Source organism: Moraxella sp. HMSC061H09, from assembly GCF_001809255.1.
Taxonomy (GTDB): domain Bacteria; phylum Pseudomonadota; class Gammaproteobacteria; order Pseudomonadales; family Moraxellaceae; genus Moraxella; species Moraxella catarrhalis.
On sequence record NZ_KV796840.1, the window covers coordinates 18,807 to 31,028 of the forward strand.

13 protein-coding genes are annotated in these 12,222 nt (G+C 41.6%); 1 reads left to right on the forward strand and 12 read right to left on the reverse strand.

The annotated features are described in order from the left end of the window. Window positions 1-89 precede the first annotated feature (89 nt). A complete protein-coding gene (locus HMPREF2573_RS03205) occupies window positions 90-1,520 on the forward strand; it encodes an ATP-binding protein (RefSeq protein ID WP_003660872.1) in 1,431 nt (476 codons plus the stop codon). Here HMPREF2573_RS03205 and HMPREF2573_RS03210 read toward each other — a convergent pair. The 12 genes from HMPREF2573_RS03210 to HMPREF2573_RS03265 all read right to left on the reverse strand — a co-directional run bounded on the left by HMPREF2573_RS03210 (window position 1,507) and on the right by HMPREF2573_RS03265 (window position 12,210). Then, window positions 1,507-3,210, reverse strand: a complete 1,704-nt coding sequence (locus HMPREF2573_RS03210) for an ATP-binding protein (protein WP_013107726.1) — start codon at window positions 3,208-3,210, stop codon at window positions 1,507-1,509. The genes HMPREF2573_RS03205 and HMPREF2573_RS03210 overlap by 14 nt on opposite strands. Before the next feature lie 80 nt (window positions 3,211-3,290). Next, on the reverse strand, window positions 3,291-4,004 hold the full coding sequence (locus tag HMPREF2573_RS03215) for a response regulator (protein WP_003658977.1): 714 nt from the start codon (window positions 4,002-4,004) through the stop codon (window positions 3,291-3,293). A gap of 78 nt (window positions 4,005-4,082) precedes the next feature. Beyond that, window positions 4,083-4,502 (reverse strand): F0F1 ATP synthase subunit epsilon, encoded by a 420-nt coding sequence (locus tag HMPREF2573_RS03220; protein WP_003658976.1) that lies wholly within the window; start codon window positions 4,500-4,502, stop codon window positions 4,083-4,085. Window positions 4,503-4,577: 75 nt separating this feature from the next. Then, complete coding sequence (gene atpD / locus HMPREF2573_RS03225; protein ID WP_003658974.1) at window positions 4,578-5,999, reverse strand: F0F1 ATP synthase subunit beta; 1,422 nt, start codon at window positions 5,997-5,999, stop codon at window positions 4,578-4,580. A gap of 88 nt (window positions 6,000-6,087) precedes the next feature. After that, window positions 6,088-6,423, reverse strand: coding sequence for a hypothetical protein (locus HMPREF2573_RS03230; RefSeq protein WP_070472533.1), 336 nt, complete (start codon window positions 6,421-6,423; stop codon window positions 6,088-6,090). 22 nt (window positions 6,424-6,445) lie between these two features. Further along, window positions 6,446-7,318 (reverse strand): F0F1 ATP synthase subunit gamma, encoded by an 873-nt coding sequence (gene atpG / locus HMPREF2573_RS03235; RefSeq protein ID WP_003658971.1) that lies wholly within the window; start codon window positions 7,316-7,318, stop codon window positions 6,446-6,448. An 84-nt stretch (window positions 7,319-7,402) separates the two neighbouring features. Beyond that, a complete protein-coding gene (gene atpA / locus HMPREF2573_RS03240; RefSeq protein WP_070472536.1) occupies window positions 7,403-8,947 on the reverse strand; it encodes a F0F1 ATP synthase subunit alpha in 1,545 nt (514 codons plus the stop codon). A gap of 34 nt (window positions 8,948-8,981) precedes the next feature. Continuing rightward, a complete protein-coding gene (locus HMPREF2573_RS03245; protein WP_003658966.1) occupies window positions 8,982-9,530 on the reverse strand; it encodes a F0F1 ATP synthase subunit delta in 549 nt (182 codons plus the stop codon). A gap of 12 nt (window positions 9,531-9,542) precedes the next feature. Continuing rightward, window positions 9,543-10,010 carry a F0F1 ATP synthase subunit B gene (locus tag HMPREF2573_RS03250; RefSeq protein ID WP_003658964.1) on the reverse strand — a complete coding sequence of 156 codons (468 nt, stop codon included), beginning with the start codon at window positions 10,008-10,010 and terminating at the stop codon, window positions 9,543-9,545. Window positions 10,011-10,097: 87 nt separating this feature from the next. Continuing rightward, window positions 10,098-10,343 carry a F0F1 ATP synthase subunit C gene (atpE, locus tag HMPREF2573_RS03255; RefSeq protein ID WP_003658962.1) on the reverse strand — a complete coding sequence of 82 codons (246 nt, stop codon included), beginning with the start codon at window positions 10,341-10,343 and terminating at the stop codon, window positions 10,098-10,100. Between the two features lie 48 nt (window positions 10,344-10,391). Further along, complete coding sequence (atpB, locus tag HMPREF2573_RS03260; RefSeq protein WP_003658960.1) at window positions 10,392-11,261, reverse strand: F0F1 ATP synthase subunit A; 870 nt, start codon at window positions 11,259-11,261, stop codon at window positions 10,392-10,394. Between the two features lie 550 nt (window positions 11,262-11,811). Next, complete coding sequence (locus tag HMPREF2573_RS03265; RefSeq protein WP_003658956.1) at window positions 11,812-12,210, reverse strand: ATP synthase subunit I; 399 nt, start codon at window positions 12,208-12,210, stop codon at window positions 11,812-11,814. Window positions 12,211-12,222: the final 12 nt, after the last annotated feature.

Genomic DNA, 12,222 nt, shown 5'->3' on the forward strand with positions numbered 1-12,222 from the left:
GCAAAAAATGAATTTTTATCAAAATTTGCTTAAAAAGCTCGGTTCAAGCTGTGTTAAAATACGCTTGGGCAAATCATAGGCAGCTGGTCATGAATAAAAACACGAATAAAAAATTTCGAATTTTTTTAGCAAAACTTAATTATAAACTGTATTCGAATACGCTACAAACATTGCTCATGGTATGCTTTATTGTCTTTGTTAGTGTTGCATTATCCATATCATTATTTTGGAGAAGCCTTTATTTGCCTGAGCTTAGAAACCATGCCAGTTATTTATCCACGGAAATTAAACTATTAACCTCAGTGGGCGATAAATGGCATGATAATCCTGAATTTATGCAATGGCTAACAGACAATACGCACATTGAAATCATCACCAATCCCCAAGATTTTCCAAGCATCACCGATAAACCTGTAGTTGTTTATCTTACCCAAATTATGGCAGAAGAAATATCGCAATCACTTGGTCGTGAGGTGGAAGTGTATTTTAAATTCAAACCCACCCCCAAACTTTGGATTCATGACAGCGCTCATCCTGATATCTGGATTCGTGAGCCGATGATGTATTATTCACAGTACAGCACAGGCGTTATTTACGGATTTTTATTTGGCTTGCCACTACTGACCATTATGACTATTTTAGTTTTGGTACGAGGACTAAACCGTCCTTTAAAAAAATTAGAGCGTGCTGCAAACAATTATATCCTTCATGGTCACGCAACCACCTTACCCACCCAAACAGGGCCCAATGAAATTCGCAAAGCCAATACAGCATTTAATCGGCTCTTTACAACCCTCAATCAAGCCCAAAAAGAACGCACTATTATGCTTGCAGGTATCAGTCATGATTTGCGAACACCTTTAACTCGTATGCGGCTGACTGCCGAGATGCTGCCTGATGAATTTTTCCGTGAGGGTTTGGTCTATGACATTGAAGATATGGATGCCATTTTAGAACAATTCATCTCTTTTATGAAAGATGGTTCTGATGAGCCTGTTAAACCAACCAATTTGGATGCAATATTTAAAGAAATTTTGGTTCAGTTTGATGGTATTCAGTTTATTTACAACTCAACCATTACTCAACCTGTGCCTGTCCGAACTTTATCAATAAAGCGGTTAATTGTCAATTTGGTCAATAACGCCATTCGCTATGGAGAGCAGCCAATACATTTGATCGCAAAAATCATACCCCCAGCTCAGAACACACAAAATGATCATATCTTTGATCACTACCCAACACTGGTTTTATGCGTCAAAGATGAAGGTGAAGGCGTTGCTGAAGACCAATTGGAGCGAATTATGCAGCCGTTTGAGCGTGGTGAGTCTGCTCGTACCACACAAGGTAGCGGACTGGGTCTTGCCATCGTCAGTCGCATTGCTCATCTGCATCAAGGTGTCGTTGAGGCCATCAATCATCCCAATGGCGGGCTACAAGTTTGTATCAAAATCCCGTTAATGACCCAGATTAATGATACGCCAAATGATGATTTTGACACTACGCCAGCTAATCTGGCTTAATACTGCCTTTTTGATGGATGGTTTTTTCAACTCTGTCTTGAGTCAACTCATCGGCTGCAACCACAACGCCCACTTGCTTTGCAGGCCATTTCATAATGAACCTTGCACCATGCAGCGTTGGGCTTTCATCTACCGATAGCTTGGCATTAAACCAAAATGCAATTCGACTAACAATAGACAACCCCAAACCATAACCACCCGACGCCCGAGTTCTGCTATCATCTAATCTGGCAAATGGGATAAAAACTTTTTCACGATTTTCCTCAGAAATACCATGCCCATCATCTTCAACACTGATAAACGCCTCACCCTTAACAACGCCAGCACTTAGCATGATGGTTGATTGTGCATAACGCAGTGCATTACCAACCAAATTTTGAACCACACGGTGTAGATACCGCCTATCTGCCATCGCCACAGCTTTAGCAGGTGGTAATTTACAAATCAGTTGAATGGGCTTGCCTAATGCATTGGTTTCACGCTCAATTTGCTCGGTCAGGTCACACAAATTCACCATCTCCCAATCAAGCTTCGGAGAACCCTCCTCAAGCTTTGCGTAAGTCAAAATCTCATCAATCAATTCATTGAGCGACTCAATATCTTCATCAATAAACTGTCTTTGCAGCTGCCGAGAGTCTTCATCGTCTGTATCAGCAAGCATATCGACCGCAAAGCGAATGCGTGCAACAGGTGTTCGCAGTTCGTGTGATACCGCTCGAGTAAGCTCTCTTTGTGATTCAATCAAGCGTTTGATGTGTTCTGTCATGGCATTAAATGTCATTGACAATCTGGCAATGTCATCTTGTCCCACTACTTGAACTTTGGTATCAAGATTACCCTGAGCCACACGATTAACACCAAGTTGTAGCAACTGAAGACGCCTTTCTAAAGGAAAAATCAAAGCATACACGCCAAGTGCAATCAATAAAACACAAATCAGTGCAACACTTGCCAAAAGATTCAGCGGAAACCAATTAAATAAAGTCACAGGACCGACTACAATTACCATATCTTCTACCTCTGAGGCAACAATGAACGACATGGTAGAATTTTGACCTCGAATCCCATCTTGATAAGAAATGACCAATTCATCCCGTTTTAGTCTGGCAATTTGATCATGGTCAAGATGCAAATTATTGATAGACTGTTGATAAATCGGATAACTGAATTTTTCACTCAAATATTCAAGGCGAGCCTGTTTTTGCTCATAACCATGAAAATACGATAAATCATCTAACAAAAAAATGGTCATGGCACGCACTTGACGCTCACCAACCTGAGCCAATTTGACCGTCAAAATCTCATCAGTACCCTCAAGACGATGGTAAAATGTTGATTGATTGGTGTAAGGATCGTACCGTACAACAGTTTTTGCCTCTTCAATGCGACGCATTTCTCTGGCTTTAAATTCGATAGCATCCATGGGAATAATTTCAAAATTACTCCCAAATAACGCACTGATATCATTTAACCAATAATTTTTTTGGGCGTTGGTTTCTTGATGAATGGCACCTTGACCAATCAAATAAAAAACGCCCGTTGCCACTGTTTCTCGATAAGACTGAGCCCGTTCTTGGTTAATGGTATCTACCAATAGATACGCAAAAAAAGCAACAGATAAGCAGACAAGCAAAAGTCCTGCATAAATTCTAAAAAAGATACTTCTTTCTGTAAAACTAACCAAAGTCATATCAAACAGCGCCTGATAAAATGAAAGCCAGCAATAGCTGGCTTCACACGTATCACTTTGTCGAAACAAAATGCCGTGAATTAATTGCCTTCTTTAACAAATAGATAGCCTTTACTGCGTACGGTTTTGATGCGTTTTGGGTTTTCTGAGTCATCGCCAATTTTGGGGCGAATGCGAGAAATACGTACATCAATGGAACGGTCTTGACCATCATATTCAATACCACGGAGTCTTTCAAAAATATCTTCACGAGATAAAATTCGACCTGCATTTGATGCCAGCAACCACAACAAATCATATTCAGCGCTGGTAAAGTCTACCAATTCGTCATTAAGCGTAACCGAACGACCACCATTATCAATGACCAAATCACCAAACTCTAAGCGTTGTGGAGAGGTATCAGATGGCACAGTATCAGAGCGACGCAATAAAGCACGAATGCGAGCTAATAGCACACGGGGCTGAACGGGTTTTGCCACATAATCATCCGCCCCCATTTCAAGCCCTAATACTTGATCCATATCATCTGTTCGTGCAGTCAACATCAAGATAGGCTGCTGATAATGTGCACGAACTTCACGACAAACCGCCAAACCATCACTTCCAGGCAGCATGACATCAAGCACAACCAAATCAGGCTGCTCACCGATAATGCGACGAATGGCACGAGCACCATCAGTCTCAATAGCCACATCAAGCCCATTTTTTCGTAAATAATCTTGTGTCAGCATTGCCAATCTTTCATCATCTTCGACGATTAAGATTCTAGGCATGTTTTCTTTTTCAGTAGTCATAATTATCCTAAAGTGATGTGATCGCCACAATAACCTAAACTGATTTTATTTTATCATGATTTAATCATGTCAATCATCTTAAGCACGATTTTTGTATTTTTGAATGGTTTGTAACTGTGCTAATGATTCTGCCAATGCGGTTAGAGCAGCAGTTGTGTCAATATTGGCACTTTGATTTGCCAAAGCCTGCTCAGCATTGCGACGAGCTTCGGCAATTTTTGCTTCATCCAAATCATATGCTCGTTCGGCAGAATCAGCCAAAACTGTCACAACATGAGGCTGCACCTCGAGTACGCCACCTGACACATAAACCACCTCTTCGCTTGATCCATCGGCAGATTTCATACGCATAGGACCTGGTTTTAGCAAAGTAATCAATGGTGTATGACCCGCCAGAATGCCAATTTCGCCAGAGTGACCATTTGCAATCAACATACTAATATCACCGACATATATCTCTTCTCTAGCACTTACCACTCGGCACTTAAAAGTTGCCATATCATCCTCCCAATAGACCAGCAGTCGTTAGATCATGCCACAGCCAAATCCCTACCTGACTGTGGCTGCGTCAGTTTATGCTTTTAATTTTTCAGCTTTAGCAACAACTTCGTCAATACCGCCAACCATATAGAATGCTTGCTCTGGTAGATCGTCATACTCACCATTGATGATTGCTTTAAAGCCAGCGATGGTATCACGCAATGCCACATATTTACCAGGTGCCCCTGTGAACACTTCTGCCACATGGAATGGCTGAGACAAGAAACGCTGGATTTTACGAGCACGATAAACCACCAGTTTATCCTCTTCTGACAATTCATCCATACCCAAGATGGCGATGATGTCTTTTAGCTCTTTGTAGCGTTGTAGCACCTCTTGCACGCCACGCGCTACGCTGTAATGCTCCTCACCAATAACCTGTGGGTCTAACTGACGAGATGTTGAGTCTAGTGGGTCAACCGCAGGATAAATGCCTTGTGATGCAATATCACGGCTTAGTACAACCGTTGCATCTAAGTGAGCGAAAGTCGTTGCAGGTGATGGGTCAGTCAAGTCATCTGCTGGTACATAAACCGCCTGCACAGATGTAATTGAGCCTGATTGGGTGGAGGTGATACGCTCTTGTAGCAAGCCCATCTCTTCGGCCAAAGTCGGCTGATAACCTACCGCAGATGGCATACGACCTAAAAGTGCTGATACCTCAGTACCTGCCAATGTGTAACGATAAATATTATCAACGAACAGCAGAACATCACGGCCTTTGCCCGTTGCTTCGTCTTTTTCATCACGGAAATACTCTGCCATGGTCAAACCAGTTAAGGCAACACGCAGACGGTTTCCTGGTGGCTCATTCATCTGACCATAAACCATGGCAACTTTTGACTGAGTAAAATCTTCGGTATTAACAACGCCTGCTTCTTGCATTTCATGGTAGAAGTCATTACCCTCACGAGTACGCTCACCCACACCAGCAAAAACCGACAGACCTGAGTGTTTTAGGGCGATATTATTGATAAGCTCCATCATGTTAACGGTCTTACCAACACCAGCACCACCGAACAGACCGACTTTACCACCTTTGGCAAATGGACAAAGCAAATCAATCACTTTGATGCCTGTTTCTAAAAGTTCTGTACTATTTGACTGTTCATCATAACTTGGTGCTTCACGATGAATGGACCATTTTTGTTCAGCATTTACCGGACCTGCTTCATCGATTGGGCGACCTAGGACATCCATAATGCGACCCAGTGTTGCTTGACCGACTGGTACCGAAATGGGTGCACCTGAATTAGAGACAGGCAAGCCACGCTTTAAGCCTTCGGTAGAACCCATGGCAATGGTACGCACCACACCATCACCTAACTGTTGTTGGACTTCAAGGGTGGTTTCAGTACCATCAACATGAAGTGCATCAAAGATTTGGGGGACATCGCCACGGCTAAACTCAACATCAATTACCGCACCAATAATCTGTACAATACGACCGCTCATTGCGTTCTCCTGCTTGCTTATCTTGTTTTTTATTCTGCCAAACCAGCTTTGGATTGGTTGGCGGTTTCTCTAAAAGTATAATTTGAAACTATGCCTTTGCTGTCAAATAAAATGACAAGTTCTTTGGTCTGTATGGTTTCACCCAAAGAAAAGAAATTATAAGGGATAAAATTTCTTGCCATCGGTTTGGAGCGAGTATGGCGGTATGTCCAAATTTTATTACCACTATCATAAAAGAGATGCTATCAGCAGAACCAAATCTACCAAAAATCTCTTGCTTATTGGTCTTGCCCTTAATGATGGTCTGCTCAATGGTTTGTTGGTTTTGCTCTTTCATTGCAACATTACCAGTAGAAACACAACCTGTTACCAAAAGTGCCGTCAGTAAAGCGGAAATAGTCAGGCGAATATGATGATTTAACATATTAAACGCCTTAAATGATTCCCTAAGAAACAGCGGCAGCACCACCAACGATTTCCGAGATTTCTCGTGTAATCGCTGCCTGTCTGAGCTTATTATAAACCAATTGTAAATCTTTAATTAAGTTACCAGCATTATCTGTCGCTGCTTTCATCGCCACCATACGGGCTGACTGTTCAGAGGCAATATTCTCTCGAACGGATTGGTAGACTACAGATTCAATGTAACGCAATAGTAGGCTATCAATGAGCGTTTTGGTGTCTGGCTCATAAATATAATCCCAACTGTGTGCCTGAAGCTCAGTGTCATCAAACTCACTCTCTGCCAATGGTACAATCTGTTCAACCACGGGTTTTTGAGCCATAGCATTGATAAACTGGTTATACACCAAGTAAATGCGATCTAATTTTCCATTGAGATAATCATCAAGCATGGTTTGAACTGGTGTATTAATTTGCTCAAGTGCAGGGTTATCGCCATAATCAGTGACAGCTGAGGTTACTCTACCGCCAAAGTTCTTAAAAAAGCCCACGCCTTTTGCACCTATTACTGCAAATTCAATTTCAACTGACTGCTCTTGATAGCTTTTGACTGTTTTTAACAAGTTTTTGAATAGATTGATGTTCAAACCACCTGCCAAACCACGGTCAGAAGTTACAACCACAAAACCAACACGATTGACCGGACGGTTAATCATATAGGGATGCTTATAATCTGATTGCGCTTGCACCAAATGTGAAATGACACGGCGTATACCATCTGAATAAGGACGACCCAATTCCATTCTCTCTTGGGCACGACGCATCTTACTGGCAGCCACCATCTGCATTGCACGCGTAATCTTTTGCGTACTTTTAATGCTGGTTACTTTAGCACGAATTTCTTTTAAGCTTGCCATAATTATTCCAATACTGGACTTATTATAAAAGGGTTTATGGTGCGTTAAAACCAACGCTTAACACACCATATTTCTTTGCTACAATCAGTAGCTTGCTGATGCTTTAAATGACTCAACTGCAGCTTTTAGACGACTTTCGATGTCATCATTATAGTTGGCAGTTTCATCAATTTCACTCATCAATGCAGCATGATCGTTGCGTAGGTAGCGTAAGAAAGCCTCTTCAAATGCACCAATTTTTTCTACAGGTACATCAGACAAATAGCCTTCATTTGAGGCGTAGATAACTGCCGCTTGATCAGCAATAGACATCGGTGCGTATTGCTTTTGCTTCATCAGCTCAGTCACACGCACACCATGTTCCAACTGTTGTTTGGTTGCATCATCCAAATCAGAGGCAAACTGGGCAAACGCAGCAAGTTCACGATACTGAGCAAGTGCTGTACGGATACCACCTGAGAGCTTTTTGATGATTTTGGTCTGAGCTGCACCACCCACACGAGATACTGAGATACCAGCGTTTACCGCAGGGCGAATACCTGAGTTAAATAGATTAGACTCTAAGAAAATCTGACCATCGGTAATTGAGATCACATTAGTAGGTACGAATGCTGATACATCCCCTGCTTGAGTCTCAATGATGGGCAATGCTGTCAAAGATCCAGTTTTACCTTTAACCTCGCCACCCGTAAACGCTTCTACATAGTCAGCATTGACACGAGATGCACGCTCTAACAGGCGTGAGTGTAGATAAAATACATCACCAGGGTATGCTTCACGCCCTGGTGGACGGCGTAATAGCAAGGAAATCTGACGATAAGCGACAGCTTGTTTTGATAGGTCGTCATAAACAATCAAGGCATCTTCACCACGATCACGGAAGTACTCACCCATCGTACAACCAGAATATGGAGCGATATATTGTAATGCTGCTGGCTCAGAGGCAGACGCAACAACAACAGTCGTATAAGCCAATGCGCCTGTTTCTTCTAATTTACGCACCACATTTGCAATGGTTGAGCGTTTTTGACCAATAGCAACATACACGCACTTAATGCCTGAGTTTTTCTGAGCAATAATCGCATCGATTGCCAAAGCGGTTTTACCAGTTTGACGGTCGCCAATGATAAGCTCACGCTGACCACGCCCAATAGGAATCATGGTATCAACTGCTTTATAACCAGTCATGACAGGCTCATCAACAGACTGACGAGCGATAACACCAGGAGCGATTTTTTCAACTTTATCGGTCAGCTTGGCATTAATAGGACCTTTGCCATCGATTGGGTTACCCAATGCATCGACGACACGACCAAGTAGTTCAGGACCTACGGGTACTTCCAAAATACGACCTGTGCAATATGCTTTTTGACCTTCTTGTAGGGACAGATATTCACCCAGTACAACTGCACCGACTGAATCTTGTTCAAGGTTTAGTGCCATACCATACACACCGCCTTCAAACTCGATCATCTCGCCATACATAGCTTCTTCTAGGCCATGGATTTGCACAATACCATCAGAGACACTGACGATAACGCCTTCAGTTTTTGCAGTTGCGCTTACGTCAAGGTCTTGAATACGCTGCTTAATCAGATTGCTGATTTCGGCTGGATTCAATTGTTGCATTGCCTTGTTTCCTTTGATTTAGACAGCTGACTACTTACGCAGTTAGCTGAGTCTTTAATTGTTTTAACTTGCCACGCACTGAGCCATCAGTAAACTTGTCACCCACCTTGATCGTAGCTCCACCCAACAAATTTGGGTCTACAGATTCGTGCAAAATCACGATAGAACCTGTTGAAAGTGCTAATCGCTCTTGAAGCTTTTTACTTTGAGCTTCGGTTAGTGGAAAGGCTGAAGTTACATAAGCATCAACCTGTTTAAGCTCTTGTGATTTTAGCTTGGTGTAATGAGCAGTGATTTCAGGCATAAGCGCCAATCTGTCATGCTCTGCCAACTGTTTTATAAAGTTGGTTAACGCTTGTGATGCTTGCTCTGCTGTTAATTTGCCATAGGCATCCATCAGAATATCTGCTTTTTGTTGTGCAGAAATGGCTGGATTGTTCAGCAGTGAAGCAAAATCTTCATTGCGTACAACATCGCTTGCAATCAACAAAAAAGCTTCCCAATTGCTGATCGCATTATGCTCTTTAGCGTAATCAAATGCTGCTTTGGCATATGGTCTAGCTAAGGTAGTAAGTTCAGCCATGATATCCTCTAATTACAGCTTAGCCGCCAACTGTTCAAGCATGCTGGCGTGTTCTTGTTCATTGATTTTGTCTTGCAAAATCTTTTCGGCACCCAGTACAGCAAGACTGGCAACCTGTGAGCGAAGTTGTTCACGAGTTTGGGCAGCTTCTTGCTCTACAGCTGCATGAGCTGCAACGATGATGCGTTCGCCTTCAAGGCGAGCTTGTTCTTTAGCATCTTCAATCATTTGGTTAGCGGTTTTATTCGCACGCTCAATGATAGATGCAGCTTCGGTTTTAGCAGCTGCAAATTCTGCCTCTACTTGCTTTTCAGCAGAAACCAAATCCGCTTTTGCTTTTTCTGCGGCATTTAAGCCTTCTTCGATTTTGCGTTGACGCTCATTAATCGCGCCGATCAGTGGTGGCCATACAAACTTCATGCAAAATAGCACAAAGATTGCAAAAGCAATCAGCTGACCGAAAATGGTTAAATTGATCATCCAATCACCTCGTTGTTAGTGAAAGTCAGGTGATGCCCACCTTTGTTTCTAAGACCCAAAGGTGGTCGTTAAACTGACGGTTTCAGCTTATGCGAATGGGTTGGCGAACAATAGAAGCATTGCGATACCAACACCAATCATTGGTACAGCGTCAAGCAGACCTGCAACGATGAACATTTTGGTCTGTAGTTGTGAACCAAGCTCAGGTTGACGAGCGGTACTTTCTAGGAATTTACCGCCTAGGATAGCAAAACCAATACCTGTTGCTAGTGCACCTGCACCGATTAGTAGAGCTACTGCAAGTAGTGTGTACTGTGCGATTACTGGATCCATGATGTCTCCTTATGACCTAAAATCAAGGGTTATTAAAAAAGGTTCAAATTAATGTTCGGATTCTGCTGAGATTAACGACAAGTATACAATCGTCAACATCATAAACACGAACGCCTGAAGAGTAATAACTAGAATATGGAAGATTGCCCAAGGCACGCTCAGTGCCCACTGAATCCAAAATGGCATCAGTGCAATCAAGATGAAAATAAGCTCACCTGCGTACATGTTACCAAATAGACGCAGTCCCAATGAGATTGGTTTTGCTAATAAGGTAACAATTTCAAGTACTAGGTTAATTGGGATTAAGATAGCTTGCAAAATTGGATTTTTTGCACTAAAAGGATGCAATGTAAATTCTGCAATAAAGCCACCAACGCCTTTATATTTCAAACCAAAACCAATGATTAAGAAAAATACGCCAATCGCCATACCCAAAGTAATATTTGGGTCTGTGGTTGGTACAATTTTGAAATATACATGATGTGGATCATGACCCATTAATGAACCTACCCATTGAGCCAGGCTTGGTATCCAGTCAATAGGCACCAAATCCATTAAGTTCATCAAAAAAATCCACACAAAAATCGTCAATGACAGCGGTGCTATCAGCTTTGATGGACCATTGTAAGACTCACGAACACTGTTGTCTACGAAATCAACAATCATCTCAACAAAAGCTTGTAGCTTAGTTGGAACGCCTGAAGTCGCTTTACGACCAACCGCCCAAAAAAGCGCCAAAAAGAAAATACCCAAACCAATTGACCAAAGCATGGAGTCCACATGGATCGCCATAAATCCCATCTGCTGAGCTTCAGCGGCATCATGAGCCACTTTCCAGCCCAATTCAGGGTGGTGTCCAAATGTCCAATTGGTCAAATGGTGAGCAATATATTCTGTAGATGTCTGTTCGGCTGCCATAAATAAGCTTCTTATTTTAACTCAAAAAAGAAAAATTGGTGATAAACGCCAAATCAAAAAACGAAGTTACCATTTAACTCTTTTCAATCCATTGTTAGCAGCTTGGCTGATTAATATTTTATCAACCGTACTTCCCTTGTCCATTAATTTCGACAAAATCCATACTTTTGCATTGATTTAAAAAATCAATGAATTTCATAAATACTTATGAAATTCATAACAATAAATTGTACTTGTAACTAATAGAGTATCTTACTTTAGTGTTGGCAATATGTAAAGACCAAATCACCATTTTATTGCCGAAATTTTACAAATTTATGGGAAAATTGCATAATTTTATGATTTTCTTAAGAGCAAACAATTTGTTATCAAACTATTTTCAAGAGTTTTATCAATGATAGCTAATATTACTAATATTTTAAAATAATCTAATGTTTCACAAAAGCTACTGATACATTACTCGATTTTCTATCTAAGATACATGGTCTTTATGGGTTGATTGATTGATAATTCTGATACAAATGATGCAAGTGGGGATTTTATGGGCAAATTATTTCATCTTGATCAAGACCAAATTTTGGCTGATAATCAAGATGATATATCCTATGATAACCGAAACTGTGCTGATTGGTTGAATCTTTAAGAACACAAAAGCAAATAAAGCTAAGGTCGTCGCCCATTTGATCACAAAGCCCAAATAAGTATTCAGCATGATTTGACGAGCGTGCTTAGCACCCACAGTGTGGTAAGCGATGCGAGTAAAAATCAACTGTCCAATAAAGGCAATCAAAGCACCAATCGACAAACCTTTGGCAATCAGCCTATCGCCATCTGCCATCACATAACTGAGTACCAAGCCAAATATCATGACGCCCAAAACGACCCAAATTTGACGCATTTGGACTTGATAGATGGCAGATTTTTTATTACGCTGGGCAGGACGGCTCATAAGCTTCATGAT

What these genes read in the sequence shown, in the direction of transcription:
- atpA (WP_070472536.1), bottom strand. Translation starts at nt 8,947, where the DNA reads ATGCAACAATTGAATCCAGCCGAAATCAGCAATCTGATTAAGCAGCGT.
- HMPREF2573_RS03205 (WP_003660872.1), top strand. Translation starts at nt 90, where the DNA reads ATGAATAAAAACACGAATAAAAAATTTCGAATTTTTTTAGCAAAACTT.
- HMPREF2573_RS03265 (WP_003658956.1), bottom strand. Translation starts at nt 12,210, where the DNA reads ATGAGCCGTCCTGCCCAGCGTAATAAAAAATCTGCCATCTATCAAGTC.
- HMPREF2573_RS03210 (WP_013107726.1), bottom strand. Translation starts at nt 3,210, where the DNA reads ATGACTTTGGTTAGTTTTACAGAAAGAAGTATCTTTTTTAGAATTTAT.
- HMPREF2573_RS03230 (WP_070472533.1), bottom strand. Translation starts at nt 6,423, where the DNA reads ATGTTAAATCATCATATTCGCCTGACTATTTCCGCTTTACTGACGGCA.
- atpB (WP_003658960.1), bottom strand. Translation starts at nt 11,261, where the DNA reads ATGGCAGCCGAACAGACATCTACAGAATATATTGCTCACCATTTGACC.
- HMPREF2573_RS03250 (WP_003658964.1), bottom strand. Translation starts at nt 10,010, where the DNA reads ATGATCAATTTAACCATTTTCGGTCAGCTGATTGCTTTTGCAATCTTT.
- HMPREF2573_RS03220 (WP_003658976.1), bottom strand. Translation starts at nt 4,502, where the DNA reads ATGGCAACTTTTAAGTGCCGAGTGGTAAGTGCTAGAGAAGAGATATAT.
- atpD (WP_003658974.1), bottom strand. Translation starts at nt 5,999, where the DNA reads ATGAGCGGTCGTATTGTACAGATTATTGGTGCGGTAATTGATGTTGAG.
- HMPREF2573_RS03215 (WP_003658977.1), bottom strand. Translation starts at nt 4,004, where the DNA reads ATGACTACTGAAAAAGAAAACATGCCTAGAATCTTAATCGTCGAAGAT.
- atpE (WP_003658962.1), bottom strand. Translation starts at nt 10,343, where the DNA reads ATGGATCCAGTAATCGCACAGTACACACTACTTGCAGTAGCTCTACTA.
- atpG (WP_003658971.1), bottom strand. Translation starts at nt 7,318, where the DNA reads ATGGCAAGCTTAAAAGAAATTCGTGCTAAAGTAACCAGCATTAAAAGT.
- HMPREF2573_RS03245 (WP_003658966.1), bottom strand. Translation starts at nt 9,530, where the DNA reads ATGGCTGAACTTACTACCTTAGCTAGACCATATGCCAAAGCAGCATTT.